At 70.3% G+C, this 15,420-nt stretch carries 14 protein-coding genes; 10 read left to right on the top strand and 4 right to left on the bottom strand.

Annotated elements, in window-relative coordinates:
- Positions 1 to 2 precede the first annotated feature (2 nt).
- The 7 genes from AWU67_RS02525 (at position 3) to AWU67_RS02495 (ending at position 8,079) form a co-directional block, all read left to right on the top strand.
- Positions 3 to 992, top strand: a complete 990-nt coding sequence (locus tag AWU67_RS02525; RefSeq protein WP_067226371.1) for an N-acetylglucosamine kinase — start codon at positions 3 to 5, stop codon at positions 990 to 992.
- Positions 993 to 1,110: 118 nt separating this feature from the next.
- On the top strand, positions 1,111 to 2,295 hold the full coding sequence (locus tag AWU67_RS02520) for an ROK family transcriptional regulator (RefSeq protein ID WP_234407329.1): 1,185 nt from the start codon (positions 1,111 to 1,113) through the stop codon (positions 2,293 to 2,295).
- A 180-nt stretch (positions 2,296 to 2,475) separates the two neighbouring features.
- The gene (locus tag AWU67_RS17860) at positions 2,476 to 4,545 is read left to right on the top strand and encodes a TPM domain-containing protein (protein WP_160329709.1); all 2,070 of its coding nucleotides are present in this window, start codon (positions 2,476 to 2,478) and stop codon (positions 4,543 to 4,545) included.
- Entirely contained in the window at positions 4,482 to 5,213 is a 732-nt protein-coding gene (locus AWU67_RS02510) for a PspA/IM30 family protein (RefSeq protein WP_067226358.1), read from the top strand. Before AWU67_RS17860 ends, AWU67_RS02510 begins: the two co-directional genes overlap by 64 nt.
- Positions 5,214 to 5,328: 115 nt before the next feature.
- On the top strand, positions 5,329 to 6,093 hold the full coding sequence (locus AWU67_RS02505; protein ID WP_335339023.1) for an arginase family protein: 765 nt from the start codon (positions 5,329 to 5,331) through the stop codon (positions 6,091 to 6,093).
- Positions 6,094 to 6,123: 30 nt separating this feature from the next.
- Positions 6,124 to 7,587 carry a dihydrolipoyl dehydrogenase family protein gene (locus AWU67_RS02500; protein ID WP_082716719.1) on the top strand — a complete coding sequence of 488 codons (1,464 nt, stop codon included), beginning with the start codon at positions 6,124 to 6,126 and terminating at the stop codon, positions 7,585 to 7,587.
- A gap of 66 nt (positions 7,588 to 7,653) precedes the next feature.
- Positions 7,654 to 8,079 (top strand): Fe-S oxidoreductase, encoded by a 426-nt coding sequence (locus AWU67_RS02495; protein WP_067226355.1) that lies wholly within the window; start codon positions 7,654 to 7,656, stop codon positions 8,077 to 8,079.
- Here AWU67_RS02495 and AWU67_RS02490 read toward each other — a convergent pair.
- Both AWU67_RS02490 and AWU67_RS02485 read right to left on the bottom strand, forming a co-directional pair.
- Positions 8,076 to 9,905 carry a glycoside hydrolase family 35 protein gene (locus AWU67_RS02490; RefSeq protein ID WP_129586610.1) on the bottom strand — a complete coding sequence of 610 codons (1,830 nt, stop codon included), beginning with the start codon at positions 9,903 to 9,905 and terminating at the stop codon, positions 8,076 to 8,078. The genes AWU67_RS02495 and AWU67_RS02490 overlap by 4 nt on opposite strands.
- Before the next feature lie 125 nt (positions 9,906 to 10,030).
- Positions 10,031 to 11,245, bottom strand: a complete 1,215-nt coding sequence (locus AWU67_RS02485) for an ROK family transcriptional regulator (RefSeq protein ID WP_160329708.1) — start codon at positions 11,243 to 11,245, stop codon at positions 10,031 to 10,033.
- Positions 11,246 to 11,431: 186 nt separating this feature from the next.
- Here AWU67_RS02485 and AWU67_RS02480 point away from each other — a divergent pair, with 186 nt between their 5' ends.
- The 3 genes from AWU67_RS02480 (at position 11,432) to AWU67_RS02470 (ending at position 14,685) form a co-directional block, all read left to right on the top strand.
- Complete coding sequence (locus AWU67_RS02480; RefSeq protein ID WP_199922334.1) at positions 11,432 to 12,721, top strand: ABC transporter substrate-binding protein; 1,290 nt, start codon at positions 11,432 to 11,434, stop codon at positions 12,719 to 12,721.
- A gap of 94 nt (positions 12,722 to 12,815) precedes the next feature.
- Positions 12,816 to 13,823 (top strand): carbohydrate ABC transporter permease, encoded by a 1,008-nt coding sequence (locus AWU67_RS02475; protein ID WP_067231940.1) that lies wholly within the window; start codon positions 12,816 to 12,818, stop codon positions 13,821 to 13,823.
- Between the two features lies 1 nt (position 13,824).
- On the top strand, positions 13,825 to 14,685 hold the full coding sequence (locus tag AWU67_RS02470; RefSeq protein WP_067226344.1) for a carbohydrate ABC transporter permease: 861 nt from the start codon (positions 13,825 to 13,827) through the stop codon (positions 14,683 to 14,685).
- Between the two features lie 35 nt (positions 14,686 to 14,720).
- On the opposite strand, the gene AWU67_RS02465 is transcribed toward AWU67_RS02470, so the two are convergent.
- Both AWU67_RS02465 and AWU67_RS16815 read right to left on the bottom strand, forming a co-directional pair.
- A complete protein-coding gene (locus tag AWU67_RS02465) occupies positions 14,721 to 15,185 on the bottom strand; it encodes a Clp protease N-terminal domain-containing protein (RefSeq protein ID WP_067226341.1) in 465 nt (154 codons plus the stop codon).
- Positions 15,178 to 15,393, bottom strand: a complete 216-nt coding sequence (locus tag AWU67_RS16815) for an RNA polymerase subunit sigma-70 (protein WP_082716717.1) — start codon at positions 15,391 to 15,393, stop codon at positions 15,178 to 15,180. The genes AWU67_RS02465 and AWU67_RS16815 overlap by 8 nt, the downstream gene beginning before the upstream one ends.
- Between the last annotated feature and the right edge of the window lie 27 nt (positions 15,394 to 15,420).

The raw sequence follows: 15,420 nt of genomic DNA, 5'->3' as shown, positions 1-15,420 counted from the left end.
GCATGCCGGCCCAGTCAGTGCGAGCACCCGGCGTGCTCGTCGCCGTGGACGGCGGGGGTTCCAAGACGGATGCCGTCGCGCTCAGCGCGGCCGGCGAGGTGCTCGCGCGCGCCACCGGCGCGAGCTCCAGCCCGCAGAATCTCGGCCTGGACCCGGCGGTACGGGTAGTGGACTCCGTCGTGCGGGAGGTGCTCGCCGCGGCCGGGGCTCCGGCCGACCGGGCGGCCTGCTATCTCTCCGGCCTCGACCTGCCGGAGGAGATCGCCGCGTTTTCTGCGGCCATCGCGCACCTCGACTGGGCGGGCACCACCGTGCCGCCGGTGGTCGACAACGACCTCTTCGCCCTGCTGCGGGTGGGAACGGCCGAGGCAACAGCGGTCGCCGTGGTGTGCGGCACCGGCATCAACGCGATCGGGGTGCGCGCCGACGGGGCCCAGCTGCGCTTTCCAGCCCTCGGCATGATCTCAGGCGACTGGGGCGGCGGCTCCCAGCTCGGCCAGGAGGCACTCTGGCACGCGGCCCGCGCCGAGGATGGCCGGGGCGCGCCGACCAGCCTGCGCAGCGAGATCCCGGCGTTCCTCGGCCTACCTAGCGTGCGCGCCGTGACCGTTGCCCTGCACTTCAACCACATCCGCCCCGACGTGCTGACCGCCCTGACGCCGCTGTTGTTCGCGGCCGCCGAGGCTGGCGACGCGGTCGCCGGCTCCCTCGTCGACCGCCAGGCAGAGGAGATCATCACGCTGGCGGTCACCGCGCTGCGGCGGTTGGACTTGCTCGAGACGGCGGTGCCCGTCGTGCTGGGCGGCGGGGTTCTCGCCGCCGGGCACGAGCGGCTGCTCGGCGGCATCCGCGGTGCGCTGGCGGCCGCAGCGCCGCTGGCCGAGCCCACGCTGGTGACCGCGCGGCCCGTCGCGGGTGCCGCGCTGCTGCTGCTCGATCAGATCGGAGCGGATCCGGCGGCTCACGAGCGGGCACGCGCAGCGCTCTGCTGAACTGCGCCGTGCCGATCAGGTCGCTGGCGAGGCGGCCGGGCCGGGCCCCGCGCGACGATATGCTCGTGAGGAATCCTTACAGCGCGGCCACGGCCGCAGACGGCACGAAGGCGGACCCGTGGCAGTGAAATCCTCCCAAGGCACTCCCGCCTGGCTGGGCGCCGTCAATGACAGGACCGGCCTGGCCTTGCTCTTGGAGCACGGCCCGCTGACCCGCAACCGCATCTGCGAGCTGGCCGGCGTCTCCAAGCCGACGGCGTCGCTGATGATGGCCAGGCTCGAGCAGTCCGGCTTCATCGAGCAGGCCGGGCGGCAGACGGGAACCCCGGGCCCCGCGCCGATCCTCTACGCCGCACGGGTGGACGGAGCGCTCGGCGTCGTCGTCGATATTGATGCGCACGAGATCCGCTCCTGTGTGGTCGACGCTGCGGGAACGGCGCACCCGGTCGTCTCGGCAGCCCTGCCGGAGGACCTAGACAAGCGCGACCCCGTCCGCGACGTGCGCGCGGCGATCGAGCGTGCCTGCGCGGCGAGTGGCTCCGACCCGGCCGCTGTGCACAAACTGTGCATCGGGATCCCCGGATACGTCGACCCCCGGCACGCCGACGAGCTGTTCACCGAGGCGCTGCCGAAATGGCCGGCCACCGGCATCCGGGACCTGCTCGAGGACGCACTCGGGGCGCAGGTGCGCATCGAGAACGACGTCAACCTCGCCGCGACGGCGGAACGTGTGGACGGCGTGGGCCAGGGCCGCGAGGTGTTCGTGATGATCTGGCTCGGCAACGGTGTCGGCGCCGCGTTCGACATCAACGGATCGCTGCACCGCGGCGCCTTCGGCGGAGCCGGCGAGATCGGCTTCATGCCCATCCCCCACGCCGCGATCCACTATGACGAGTCCATGCGCGAGGTACAGGACCTGATCGGTGGCCGCGCCGTGCACGCACTCCTCAACCGCTTCGGCATCGCCGGCACGACGCTTCCGGCCGCCCTGGCCGCCCTCGAATCCGCACCGAATCGCAGTGAGGTGATCGCAGAGCTCGCCCCGCGCGTCGCCCTCTCACTCACGCCGCTGCTCTCGGTGCTCGACCCCGAGCTGCTCGTGCTCGGCGGCCCGACGGGCAGCGCCGGCGGCGCGGAGCTGGCCACGCTCGTCGCAGAGCACATCCGGGCCGAGAGCCGGTGGTACCCGGAGGTCGTCGCTACCAGCGTGCGCGACAACGCCGTCGTGCAGGGCGCCCGTGAGCTGCTGGTGGCCGAGGTGCGGGGCGAACTTCTCGACCGCGTCGCCCTCGTCGGGAGCTGAAACCGGCCGCTCCGTGCGCGCCGCCCGCAGCTGGACTCGCCTGACGCGCTCCGCCTAGACTGCGAAGTGAACGCGTTAGAGGAAGTGGGGCCGATGCGGGCACGGTGGGGTTTTGCGGCCGTATTGGCGGTTGTCGCGCTGTTCTCCGGCCCTGCACTGGCCGCTTCGGCGGCAGAGCCGGTGACTTTCGGGTCGAGCCCGATCGTCGACACCGTTGGCGCACTCGGCTCCCGCACTGGTGACGTCGAGAAGGCCATAGACACGCTCTACCAGAACGAGCGGATGCAGCTCTTCGTCGCCTACGTCGACGTCTTCGAGAACCCGGCCGACGCCGTGGCTTGGACAGACGCCACCGCCACCGCGAATGGTCTGGGCAGCAACGACTACCTCCTCGCCGTGGCCGTGGACGGCCACAGCTACTACCTCTCCGCCGCGAGCGGTTCCCCGCTCAGCGACCAGCAGCTCACCGAGATCGACCAGAACTACATCGAGCCCGCACTGCACGACGCAGACTGGGCCGGGGCGGCGATCGGTGCCGCGACCGGCCTGGAGAGGGCCGCACGCGGTGACTCGCTCAACGGCGGCACCGGCGGCGGTTCCGGCTTCGTCTGGTTCTTCCTGATCGGTGTTGTCATCGTGGGCGCCGTGCTGTTCATCGTGCTGCGCCGGCGCGGCAAATCGTCGGCATCCGGCGGCCGGGGCGGAGCGGCCCCTGGCGGTCTCGGCGAGCTCAGCACCGCCGAACTCAAACAGCGTGCGGGCAGCGCACTGGTGCGCACCGACGACGCGGTGAAGACCAGCGAGGAAGAACTCGGCTTCGCCATCGCCTCCTACGGCAGCGAGGCGACAGCCGGGTTCCAGAAGGCGCTGGCAGACGCCAAGGCGCTGCTCTCGAACGGCTTCACCCTGCAGCAGAAGCTCGACGATTCGGAGCCGGACACCGAGGAGCAGCAGCGCAGTTGGTATGCGCAGATCATCGACCTCTGCGAGAAAGCCAACGCCGTGCTTGACGCGCAGGCCGAGGCCTTCGACGCGCTGCGCGCGCTGGAGAAGAACGCCCCGCAGGCGCTGGCGACCGCCCGGCAGACGGCCGAGACGGTGCGCGGCCGGCTCGGCGCTGCGCGCGCAACAGTGGCCAGGCTGGCGACGCAGTACACGGATGCCGCGCTGGCGACGATCGCCGACAACCCCGCCCAAGCGGAGGACAGGCTGGCGTTCGCCGAGGCCGCCCTCGGCCAGGCGGACACCGCCCTCGCGGCCGGCAAGACCAGTGACGCCGCCGTCGGCATCCGAGCGGGTGAGGAGGCCGTCGACCAGGCCGCCCTGCTGCTGGACGCCGTCGACCGGCTCGACCACGATCTGACCGAGGCCAGGGCCAGCTTCTCGGCGGCCATCGACGACCTGCGCTCAGACATCGCCGCCGCACGGGCGTTGCCGGCCGGCGCGGACGCCTCGGGGCAGCTCGACTCCGTGGTCGCCGCGACCGAGGCCGTGCTGAGCGATGTGTCGGCCAAGCTGTCGGCTGAACGAGTGAACCCGGTCGAGGTCGTGCGACGCCTGGAGCAGGCCAACAACCAGATCGACACGGTGCTCGGCAGTGTGCGCGACGCCCAGGCCGCCCAAGCCCGGGCCGAGGCTGCACTCTCGCAGAACCTGCTCGCGGCGCGCAGCCAGCTCTCGGCCGCCGAGGACTTCATCACCGCCCGCCGCGGAGCCGTCGGGGCCGAGGCGCGCACCCGGTTGGCCGAGGCCGGCCGTCTCATCGTGCAGGCCGAGTCGCTCAGCGCGGCCGACCCCGCGCAGGCGCTCGGCCAGGCACAGCGGGCCAACCAACTGGCCGCTGAGGCGATCCGCCTGGCCCAAAACGATGTCGGCGGATACGGCGGCGGGATGGGCACCGGCATGGGCGGCGACATTTTCGGGTCCGGATCCGGCCGCGGCGGGGGCGGCAACGTCGCCGGCGCCGTGCTCGGCGGCCTCCTGATCAATTCGATGCTCGGCGGCGGCGGTTCGCGCGGCTCCTCCGGCGGCTCTTTCGGCGGCTCGATGGGCGGGGCGGCAGTCGTCGCGGCCCCGGCAGTTTCGGGGGCAGCGGCACCCGCTCCCGGCGCGGCTCTGGCGGCCGTTTCTGACCAGCAGGCAACACCACAACCACACGGTAGAAACATTCGGAAGGGAAACACACTATGGCTAAGCAGTCCATCTTCGGTCGCATCGCCCAGCTCGCGAAGGCGAACATCAACGCTCTGATCGACTCCGCCGAGGACCCGAAGCTCATGCTCGACCAGATGGTGCGCGACTACAGCAACAGCATCGCCGATGCCGAGAGCGCCATTGCCGAGACCATCGGCAACCTGCGCCTGCTCGAGGACGACCACCGCGAAGACGTGGAGGCCGCCAGGGAGTGGGGCAACAAGGCCCTCGCCGCCAGCCGCAAGGCCGACGAGCTGCGTGCAGCCGGCGACGCGGCCGGGGCCGACAAGTTCGACGCCCTCGCCAAGGTGGCTCTCGGCCGACAGATCACCTCCGAGAACGAGGCGAAGGCCGCCGAGCCGCAGATCGCTTCACAGACCGAGATCGTCGACAAGCTCAAGTCCGGCCTGAACGCCATGAAGGACAAGCTGAACCAGCTCTCCGCCAAGCGCAACGAGCTGATCGCCCGCTCCAAGACGGCCGCTGCTCAGGCGCAGGTGATGGATGCTGTCAAGAGCATCGACATCCTCGACCCCACCAGCGAGGTGTCGCGTTTCGAAGACAAGATCCGCCGCGAGGAGGCCAAGGTGCGCGGGGCGAGCGAGCTCGCCGCCTCCAGCCTGGACGCCCAGTTCAACGAGCTCGAGGACATCGGCGAGCTGACCGAGGTCGACGCCCGCCTGGCCGCCTTGAAGGCCGGCGGCACGAGCGCCATCGGCCAGTAGCAGCAGAGGGAGGAGGGCGGCCGATCCGGCCGCCCTCCTCCCCTTCCGCACGCGTTGGGAGGATACTGAGACCGTGGCTGTCACCTTCGTAGTTGTGCCCCAGTGGCAAGGTTCCATGTCTGCGCGCGCCATGCGCCTGGCCGACGGGGCCGAGGCGATCCGCGGCGACCTGCCCGCCTCCGCGACGCGCACCGTCGAAGTTCCAGCCGAGAGCGGCGACGCCCTCGGCACAGGGGTGCGGCGATTCTCCGCCCTGCTCGGCGTGCGCGACCGGATGCTGCAGACGCTCTCGACGGTGCCCGACTGGGCGCTGACCATCGGCGGCGACTGCGGCGTATCGCTCGGCGCCGTCGAACACGCGATGCGGCGTTCCGACGGTGATCTGGCGGTCGTCTGGCTCGACGCGCACCCCGACCTGAACGTGCCGGACACGTCACCGTCCGGGGCGTTCACCGGTATGGTGCTGCGCGCCCTGTGCGGGGAGGGTGAGCTGCTGCCGGATGCCGCACACCGCCTCGACCCGGCCCGGCTGGTGTTGGCCGGCATCCGCGATGTCGACCCCGCCGAGTCGGAGTTCATCGACGCGAAGCAGATCGCCCGGGTGGCGGCAGAGCACCTCGAGGCCCCCGCGCCGTTACTCGACGCCGTGCGCGCGACCGGCGCCAGCCGCGTCTACGTGCACATCGATCTCGACGTGCTCGACCCGGCCGTCATCACCGGACTCGCGAACCCGCTGCCGTTCGGGCTGAGCCTGGAGCAGCTCACCGGCACGCTCACCGCGCTGCGCGCGGAGTTCCCCCTGGCCGGTGCCACCATCGCCGGCTTCTCCCCCGCCTCCCCCTGGACGCGGAGGGCGACCTGCCCACCATTCTGCGCGTGATCGGCGCGCTTACCCGCTAAGGAGAACGCCGTGACCGCTGCCGACGATGGCCCGATCGAGTATGACCTGATCGTGATCGGAGCGGGCCCGGTCGGTGAGAACGTGGCCGACCGCGCGAAGGCCGGCGGCCTGAGCGTGGTGATCGTCGAGGCCGAGTTGATCGGCGGCGAGTGCTCCTTCTGGGCCTGCGTTCCCTCGAAGGCGCTGCTCCGACCGGCGGCCGCGCTGGCGGCGGCCAGGGCCGTCGCGGGGGCGGATGCCGCCATCACCGGCACGCTGGACGCCGCCGCCGTGCTGCGCCGGCGAGACGACGCCGTCGGCGACTGGGACGACGCCAGCGGCGCGCACTGGCTCGAGCAGACCGGCATCGACCTGGTGCGCGGGCACGGCCGCATCACCGGGGTGCGCACCGTGACCGTCACCCCGACCGACCCTGCCCTGGCGCCGATCCAGCTGCGCGCCCGGCATGCCGTTGCCGTGTGCACCGGCTCGGACGCCGCCGTGCCCGACATCCCCGGCCTCCGCGCGGCAGCGCCGTGGACCAGCCGGGAGGCGACCTCCGCCGAGGAGGTTCCCGCACACCTGGCCGTCATCGGTGGCGGCACGGTCGGCTGCGAGATGGCGACCGTGTTCCGCTCGCTCGGCGGCGCTGTGACGATGATCGCCCGGCGCGGGCTGCTCGGCGGCATGGAGCCGTTCGCCGGCGAAGCCGTGCAGGCGTCGCTCACCGCCTCCGGCGTCGAAGTGCTGACCGGCACGACGCCGACCGCCGTGCACCGGGGGCCAGACGGCCGGGTGCGGATCGAGTTCGACGGCCGACCGGCACTCGAGGCCGACGAGGTGCTCGTCGCCACTGGGCGCTCCCCGCGCACCGGCGAGCTGGGCCTGGAGACGGTCGGGCTGGAGCCCGGCGGCTGGATCACCGTCGACGACACCCTGCGGGTGCCAGGCAGCGACTGGCTGTACGCGGTCGGCGATGTGAACCATCGAGCCCTGCTCACCCACCAGGGCAAGTACCAGGCGCGGGCGGCCGGCGACGTGATCGCGGCGCGCGCGAACGGCACCGCCGTCGACGACGCGGCGTGGGGCGTGCACGCGGCAACGGCCGACCATGCCGCCGTGCCGCAGGTGACGTTCACCGACCCGGAGGTCGCCTCGGTGGGGCTGACGGCCGCCGCGGCGGCGCGGCTTTCCGAGCAGGAGGGCCGCGGCATCCGCGTCATCGATTACCAGCTCGGCTGGGTCTCCGGCGCCAGCCTGCACCGCGACGGCTACCGCGGGCAGGTGCGCGCCGTCATCGACACCGACCGCGAGGTGCTGCTCGGCCTGACCTTCGTCGGGCCGGATGTCGCCGAGCTGCTGCACGCCGCCACGATTGCCGTCGTGGCCGAGGTGCCGCTGAACCGGCTCTGGCACGCCGTGCCGGCGTTCCCGACGCTCAGCGAGGTGTGGCTTCGGCTGCTCGAGGAGTACGGCCGGCCCGAGGCGGCCTGAGCAGCCCGAACAGGCGGCGCCCGGATTGGTGCGCTCCCCACCCGGCGCGACGGCTACGCTGAGGTCGTGCGCGCCCTCCTCCTCGACTCCCCCATCAGCCGCCTCGGCTACCTCTACGCGACCCTCGTCGGGCTGGTCTGGGGCTTCATCTGGAGCACCGGCCGCGTCGAGCGGCACGCGGGTCTGTTCGTGTTCCGCGGAATGCCGAAGTGGGCGTTCGGCCGCGGCGGCTCCTGCGTTGGCGGTTGCTACCTGACCGACCAGAACGTGACACCGGACGTGATCGAGCACGAGGCCGTGCACAAGCGCCAGTGGCAGCGCTACGGAATGCTGTTCCCGTTGCTCTATCTGTTCGCCGGACGCAACCCGCTGAAGAACCGCTTCGAGATCGAGGCCGGCCTGGAAAAGGGCGGCTACCTGCCGGCCGCGCGCCGCCCGTCAGGGGCGGCGGCGCGGCCGACAGCTCAGCGGAACGCCCGGCCGTCGGCTTAGTCGAAGAACTCGGCGGCCTTCGGGATGCCGGCGCGACGACCGCCGTCCAGGTCTGGCTCGCTGCGCAGCTCGATGCGGGAGCCCGCGCGCTCCATCTCGAGCACCACAATCTCGTTCTCGCCGGCCCGCCAGAGCGGGGCAGGCGCATACAGCGTCACCTGCGGGCCGCGCTCCCAGTAGCGGCCAAGCAGGAAGCCGTTCAGCCAGACGAAGCCCTTGCCCCAGCCGGGCAGGGCGATGAAGCCGTCTGCCTGCTCGTCGACGGTCAGCGTGCTGCGGCCGAACACCGGGCCGGCCGCCGCGGCGGAGCCGTCGAAGCGGAGCGGGTCGATCGCGCCGTCCTGGCCGATCTGCAGTGCGGTGCTGGTCCAGCCGTGGATGAACCGGGCGCCCTGGCGGACGCTGCGGAGGCCCTTGTGCTCGCCGAGTCCTCCCGCGAAGTTGATGCGCCCCTGGTTCTCGACGATGATGACGAGCTCGGTCGGCTGGCCGTCGGTGCGCGTCTGCACCACGAGCGTGTGCTCGGCGTCGTTGCGGTCGATGATGCCGGCGACCACGCCGTCCAGCAGCACGGTTGCGCGGTCGGCGAGGCCGTCCACCTGCAGCGTGACCTGACCGGCGTCCAGCAGCGGCGAGGCCTGGTACCAGACGAGGCCCTGGTCCTGGCCGAGCTGCTCCATCTGCCTCGGCAGGGCCGAACGCTCCGGCGCGTCGAAGGCGCCGAGCGAGTCACGCAGCGACACCCACTCGCTGACGGCGGCCTCCTGCGCCGCGAGGCGGCCGGGCAGTGCGGGCGGCTCCGGGATCTCGTGCGTCGCGTAGCGCCGCAGGATCTCCCGGAATGCGTAGAACTTCTCTGACAGCTCGCCCGCCTCGCCGACCGCGGCGTCGTAGTCGTAGCTGGTGACGGTCGGCTGCAGCTTGCCGTCCTCGGTGTTGCAGCCGTTCCACAGGCCGAAGTTGGTTCCACCGTGAGCCATGTAGAAGTTGACGCTGCCGCCGCTGCTCAGCATCTCCTCGAGCGTTCCCGCGGCGTCCGCGGCGCTCCGCACGTGGTGCGGCTCGCCCCAGTGATCGAACCAGCCGTTCCAGAACTCCATGCACATGTCCGGGCCCTCCGGCTGCGCCGTGCGCAGCGCGGCGAAGGCCTCGGTGGTGCGCGAGCCGAAGTTGACGGTCGCGTGGGCGCCCTCCACCATGCCCGCGGCGAACATGCCAGCGATCGGCCCGTCAGAGGTCACCAGCAGCACGTCGATGCCGCGCGAGGTGAGGGCGTCCCGGCAGTGCCGCACGTACTCGGCGTCGTCACCGAACGAGCCGTACTCGTTCTCGACCTGCACCGAGACGACGGGGCCGCCGTTGCTCGCCAGGAGCGGGCGCATCACCGCGGTGATGGCGTCGAACCAGCCGTCGGCGGCGTCGATGAAGCGGGGGTCCATGGTGCGCAGAGCTATGCCGGGCTCCGCCATCAGCCAGCCGGGGAGCCCGCCGAAGTCCCATTCCGCGCAGATGTAGGGGCCGGGGCGCAGGATCACGTCGAAACCGAGATCGCCGGCCGTCTGCACGAAGCGGGCGACGTCGCGGGGGCCGGTGAAGTCGATCTCACCGCGAACCCGCTCGTGCCAGTTCCAGGGGATGTACGTCTCGATGGTGTTCAGTCCGAGTGCACGCAGCCGGAGCAGCCGATCGTGCCAGAGCTCCGGGTGAACGCGGAAGTAGTGAATCGCTCCGCTCAGGATGCGGTGCTCTGCGCCGCCTCGCCGGAATGCGCCATCCTGCACCGTCAGGATTCGGGAAGCGGATGAGTGGTCGGGGGTCGCGTTCATGGACATCCTTTGATGCAGCTGGCACGCGCAACGCTGCGCGCCCACTGAAGTCTGATTAGTTCGATGCCAGAATTATTCCGACAACCAACCTCAGATGTCAATTCCGGCAAGCGCCGGAGACGGCCCTAGACGGCGCTGGCGAGCGTCGGGTCGTCGAAGACGTCCTCGAGCACCAGCTGCGCGCCGCCGCGCGCCGCCGACGTCAACCCGAGCTTGGAGCCGACGAGGATCGCCGAGCTGCCGAGGTCCATCCGGCGCGCCTCGAGAGCGGCGGTGATCGGCGCGATGAGGAAGTCGCTGAAGGAGGGGAAGTACCCTCCGAGCACGATCATGCGCGGGTTCAGCACGTCAACGAGCACAGAGAGCCCGATCGACAAGTTCGTGGCGATCGCAGACAGCGCGGCGAGCACGCGGCCGTCGCCGCTGTCTGCGCGCCCGCGCAGGATGCGCAGCCGTTCCTCCAGCGGCACCGAGCGGTCGTGCACGACGTCGCCGGGCTCCGCGGCCAGCGCGAGGAAGGCGTTGAGGCCGACGTTGAGCTCCCAGCAGCCGGTTCGCCCGCACGGACAGGCGACGCCCTGCGGTCCGATCGGGAGGTGCCCGACCTCGCCGGAGAAGCCGGACCAGCCGCGCATCAGGCGCCCGCCGGCCACGATTCCCGCGCCGACGCCGACGTCGGCGGAGAGGTAGAGCAGATCCTCGATCTCCTGGTTCTCGCGCACCGAGAACTCGGCGACGGCGCCGAGTTTCGAGTCGTTCTCGAGCCTGATCGGCGGGGCGGCCGGGCCGAGCCTGGCCGCGAGCTCCCGCGCGACGGCCACCCCGTGCCAGCCCAGGTTCGGCGCGAACCGCACCGAACCGGAGTCGAGGTCGACGATTCCGGGGGCGCCGATGCCGATGCCGACGATCTGGCCACCCCTGGCCCGGGCGAGGCGGATCGCGTCCTCGATGAGCCGAGCGAGCTGGTCCAGCACCTCGGAGACCGGGGTGCTGGCGATATCCAAGGCGGCGACCGCACTGTGCACGGTGCGGCCGCGCAGGTCGACGACCGTCAGAGCGAGGTAGTCGACGTTGATCTCCATGCCGACGCCGAAGACGCGGCCACCGTCGATCGCGATCGCAGTTCCGGGGCGCCCGACGGCACCCGTGCGCTCACGCTCATCCTCGCGGACCAGGCCGAGCCCGACCAGATCGGCAATCAGTGTCGAGGTGGTGCCCTTGGAGAGCCCGGTCTCCGTCGCCAGCCGGGCACGCGAGCGTGGGTCGCCGCTGCGCAGGCTGCGCAGCATCAGGCTCATGTTCGCGCGCCGCATCTCGGCCTGGTCTACTCGCCCGCTCATCTCGGCCTGCCTCCACTGGCGATCCGTCGGTGAATCCCATTTGTTGAAACTCCATCTTGACATTGAAGTAATTAGTTCGGGTATTATTCAAATGATTTAGCAATGCTTCGAGGATGAGGCCATTTGGATTCCTCAGAGCGCACACCGAGAAAGTGAATCCACATGAAATCAGTTGCTATTCGCACCATGGGAATCGCCGCAGCCGCGACAATGCTGTTCGGCGTCACCGCGTGTTCCACCGGCACGGGCACCTCCGGAGAGGAGGCAGCGCCGGCCGAGTCGATCACGATCGACTACCTGCACCGCCTCCCCGATGGTGAGGGCATGACCAAGGTCGCCGACATCATCGCCGAGTGGAACACCGCGCACCCCGGCGTGCAGGTCACCGCGACCAAGTTCGACGGCAAGGCCGCCGAGATGCTCACCAAGCTCAAGGCCGATGTCAAGGCCGGCAGCGTGTCCTGCCTCGCGCAGCTCGGCTACGCCGAGGTGCCCACCATGTACACCGAGGGCATGCTCGAGAACGTGACCGACGTCGCAAAGGACTACGTCGGCAACTTCTCCGCCGGCGCCGTCGCGCTCATGACGGTCAACGGCGAGACGGTCGGCCTGCCGCAGGACACCGGCCCCCTCGTCTACTACTACAACGCCGCCGAGTTCGAGCGCCTGGGCCTCACGGTTCCCACCACGGCCGACGAGCTCGCCGCCGCCACAACGGCTGCCGCTGCCGCCGGCAAGTACGCCGTCGCGTTCCAGCCCGATGAGGCCCAGTACTGGCTCTCCGGCCAGACGGCCGCCGCCGGCGCCGCCTGGTTCCAGGCGAAGGACGGCAAGTGGAGCGTCGACGTCTCCGACGCGGGCACCGCGAAGGTCGCCTCGTTCTGGCAGGGTCTCATCGACTCCAAGAGCACCCTCGTCGCGAACCGCTGGGGCGACGAGTTCAAGCAGGCACTCGTCGACCAGACCCTGATCGGCACCATCGGCGCCGCGTGGGAGGCCCCGCTGCTCGCCGGCGACATGGCCGGCTCGGCCAACGAGGGCCAGTGGGCCGTCGTCGAGCTGCCGACCTTCGGCGCCACGCAGATGACGGGACCCGACGGCGGCTCCGGCGTTGCCGTGATGAAGGGCTGCGCGCACCCCGCCGAGGCGATGGAGTTCAACAACTGGTTCAACACCCAGATCGACCCGCTCGTCTCGCAGGGCCTCGTCGTCGCCGCCAAGGGCGCCATGACCACGCCTGACGCCATCAAGTCCTTCTACGGCGGCCAGGACGTGTTCTCGGTGCTCGCCGCCGCGAACGAGTCGCTCAGCCCGGACTTCATCTACATCCCCGGCTTCCCGGCGATCAACGGTGACATGGTCAAGGCTGCGGATGCCGCAGGGCAGGGCACCGCGCCCGTGTCAGACATCTTCGCCGCCGCGGAGAAGTCCGCCATCGCCGCGCTTGAGAGCGCCGGCCTGCCGGTCGCGAAGTAGCGCAGTACCCTCTGAACCGTCGGCGCGGCATGCACAGCAGTGCATGCCGCGCCGACATCATCATTCCGGAAGCAACGAGATGAGCGAGTCGACGATGAGCACGCTAACGAGGCCAGTGGCCCCAGAGCGCCTGGCGAGTGAGCAGCGCGCAGAGGCCAACAGACGGCGCCGGTGGCGCGAGGGGCGCATCGGCTGGGGCTTCTTCGCCCCGTTCGCGATCCTCTTCGCGCTGACCTTCGTTGTGCCGATCCTCGTGTCGATCCGCTCCTCTTTCTTCACCGAGAAGGCAGCGGGAGACTCCCTCTACGGCGGGGGCGGGCTCGTCGAGACCTTCGCGTTCCTCGACAACTACGCCCAGGTGCTGGGCAACGCCATCTTCTGGGAGGGCATGGGCCGGGTTCTCCTCTTCGGCGCCGTCCAGATCCCGGTCATGCTCGGCGGCGCGCTGATCCTCGCTCTGCTGCTCGACTCGTTCATCGTCAGGCGAGTAGCGTTCTTCAGGCTCGCCTACTTCCTGCCGTACGCGATCCCCGGCGTCATCGCCGCCCTGGTCTGGACCTACATCTTCAGCCCCGGCTTCTCGCCGATCAACCAGGCGCTCGTCGCACTGTCGGACGCACTGGCGGCGCTGCTCGGCAGCCCCGTCGACCTGACCATCGACTTCTTCGCCCCCGGCACCATCATCGCGTCCATGGCGACGATGACCACCTGGACCTTCATGGGCTACAACATGCTGATCTTCCTGGCCGCCCTGCAGGCCATCCCGCACGACCTCTACGAGGCCGCACGCCTCGACGGCGCGAGCGAGTTCGCCATCGTGCGCCGCATCAAGGTGCCCATGGTGGGCCAGGCCACTCTGCTCGCCGTGCTCCTGTCGATCATCGGAACGGTGCAGCTGTTCAACGAGCCGACCGTGCTCGCCGCGGTGAACCCGTGGATGGGCAACGACTACACGCCGATGATGCTGGCCTACAGCTCGATGATGGGCACCACCAGCCCATCGGGTGCCGGACCGGCATCCGCCGTCTCGATCTCGATGGCGCTCATCGCGGGAATCCTCGCCGCCATCTTTGCCCTCGTTCAGAAGCGGAGCACTCGCTGACATGGCCACCATCACCACTCCCCCGTCGCTGCGGCCGTCGTCCTCGACCCGCGCCATCACCCGCATCGTGCTGATCGCCGCTGCGGTCATGTTCCTCGCCCCCGTGTACTGGCTGATCGTCTCGTCGACGAAGAGCAACCCCGACCTGATCTCCTCGAACGGGCTGCTCTTCGCCGGCAACAACATCGTCGAGAACTACACCGCGCTCATGTCGTGGACGCAGGGCAACTTCTGGCGCTGGGTCGGCAACTCGATGCTCTACTCGACCGTCGCGGGCGTGCTGGGCACCCTGGTCTCGGTGAGCGCCGGCTACGCCCTGGCCAAGTTCCGGATGCCGGGCAAAGCCGGCATCCAGCTCGCCATCCTTGGCGGCCTGCTCATGCCGATCGCGCTGCTCACCGTGCCGCTGTACATCTTCTTCAACGGCCTCGGCCTGACGAACACGATCTGGGCGGTGATCATCCCCTCCTGCGTCAGCCCGTTCGGCGTGTTCCTCGGCCGCATGTTCGTCGATGCCGGCGTACCGGACGAACTGCTCGAGGCCTCGCGCCTGGACGGCTCCGGCGAGGTGCGGACGTTCTTCACCCTCGTGCTGCGCCTGATCGCGCCGGCGATGGTGACGATCTTCCTGTTCATCTTCGTGGCCACGTGGAACAACTTCCTGCTGCCGCTGATGATGATCAACAGCGCGGAGCTGAAGCCGGTGACCCTCGGCCTGTACGGCATGATGAGCTACTTCAGCCCGCAGTATGGCGCCGTCCTGCAGGGCGCATTGCTCAGCGTTCTACCTCTGGTCGTGCTGTTCTTCGTGCTGCAGCGCTACTGGCAGTCCGGGCTCACCGCCGGCGCGGTGAAGGGCTAGACCCCAATCGGGCGCCGTCGGCCTGCGGCGCGCCGCTAGCCGGCGTGCGCCACTCGTTCCCTGAGGGTCGCGCGGTCAACAGGCAGGGCGGCGAGCAGCGCGGCGGCGGGGTCTGGGGCGTCCCTCTCGAGCAGCGCGAGCAGCAGATGCCGGGAGGTGATGGCCCGTGCCGTCTCGGACACCGCGGCGGCGAGGGACCGCCTGAGAACCGACTTCGCGCCGGCGCTCATCGACGCGCTGTGCCGGGCGGACCGGGCGACGGGGGTGTGTTGGAACTCGCCCAGCGAGACGCCGACGGCGGCGAGTGCGGAGCGATCGAGCCGGTCGACGGCGTCCTGCGCCGCCGCGGCGTCAACACCGACGAGCTTCGCCAGCTCCTCGTCTGCGAGCAGGGCGAGCAGCAGGTGGTCGGTGCCGACCCGCCGGTCGCCGCGCCGCACCGCTTCGTAGACGGCATCCTCGACGGCTGCCCTGGCCGAGCGGCTGAATCGCTCAAACATCGCTTTCTCGCTTTCCGTACTTGGCGTGCACCGACTGGCGGGTGACACCGAGTGCATCACCGATCTGTTCCCAGGACCACCCGGCTCTGCGCGCCGCCGCGACATGCGTCGCCTCAATGCGCTCGGCAAGTCGATGCAAAGCGGTGACGGCGCGCAGCCCTGTTGCCGGGTCGGCGGTGCGGAGCTGGTCAACATCCAAGGGATCCATGCTTGTCAGTCTGAACTGACATTCTCG

It is taken from the genome of Microterricola viridarii (assembly GCF_001542775.1).
GTDB lineage: Bacteria > Actinomycetota > Actinomycetes > Actinomycetales > Microbacteriaceae > Microterricola > Microterricola viridarii_A.
Note: the sequence above shows the minus strand (reverse complement) of the source record. Positions and strands in the feature narration are given on the sequence as shown.

Coding starts and splice junctions, on each gene's coding strand:
- AWU67_RS02510 (WP_067226358.1), top strand. CDS start 4,482: ATGGCTAAGCAGTCCATCTTCGGTCGCATCGCCCAGCTCGCGAAGGCG.
- AWU67_RS02490 (WP_129586610.1), bottom strand. CDS start 9,905: ATGAACGCGACCCCCGACCACTCATCCGCTTCCCGAATCCTGACGGTG.
- AWU67_RS02475 (WP_067231940.1), top strand. CDS start 12,816: ATGAGCACGCTAACGAGGCCAGTGGCCCCAGAGCGCCTGGCGAGTGAG.
- AWU67_RS02485 (WP_160329708.1), bottom strand. CDS start 11,245: ATGAGCGGGCGAGTAGACCAGGCCGAGATGCGGCGCGCGAACATGAGC.
- AWU67_RS02470 (WP_067226344.1), top strand. CDS start 13,825: ATGGCCACCATCACCACTCCCCCGTCGCTGCGGCCGTCGTCCTCGACC.
- AWU67_RS16815 (WP_082716717.1), bottom strand. CDS start 15,393: ATGGATCCCTTGGATGTTGACCAGCTCCGCACCGCCGACCCGGCAACA.
- AWU67_RS02505 (WP_335339023.1), top strand. CDS start 5,329: ATGTCTGCGCGCGCCATGCGCCTGGCCGACGGGGCCGAGGCGATCCGC.
- AWU67_RS02465 (WP_067226341.1), bottom strand. CDS start 15,185: ATGTTTGAGCGATTCAGCCGCTCGGCCAGGGCAGCCGTCGAGGATGCC.
- AWU67_RS02480 (WP_199922334.1), top strand. CDS start 11,432: ATGGGAATCGCCGCAGCCGCGACAATGCTGTTCGGCGTCACCGCGTGT.
- AWU67_RS02525 (WP_067226371.1), top strand. CDS start 3: ATGCCGGCCCAGTCAGTGCGAGCACCCGGCGTGCTCGTCGCCGTGGAC.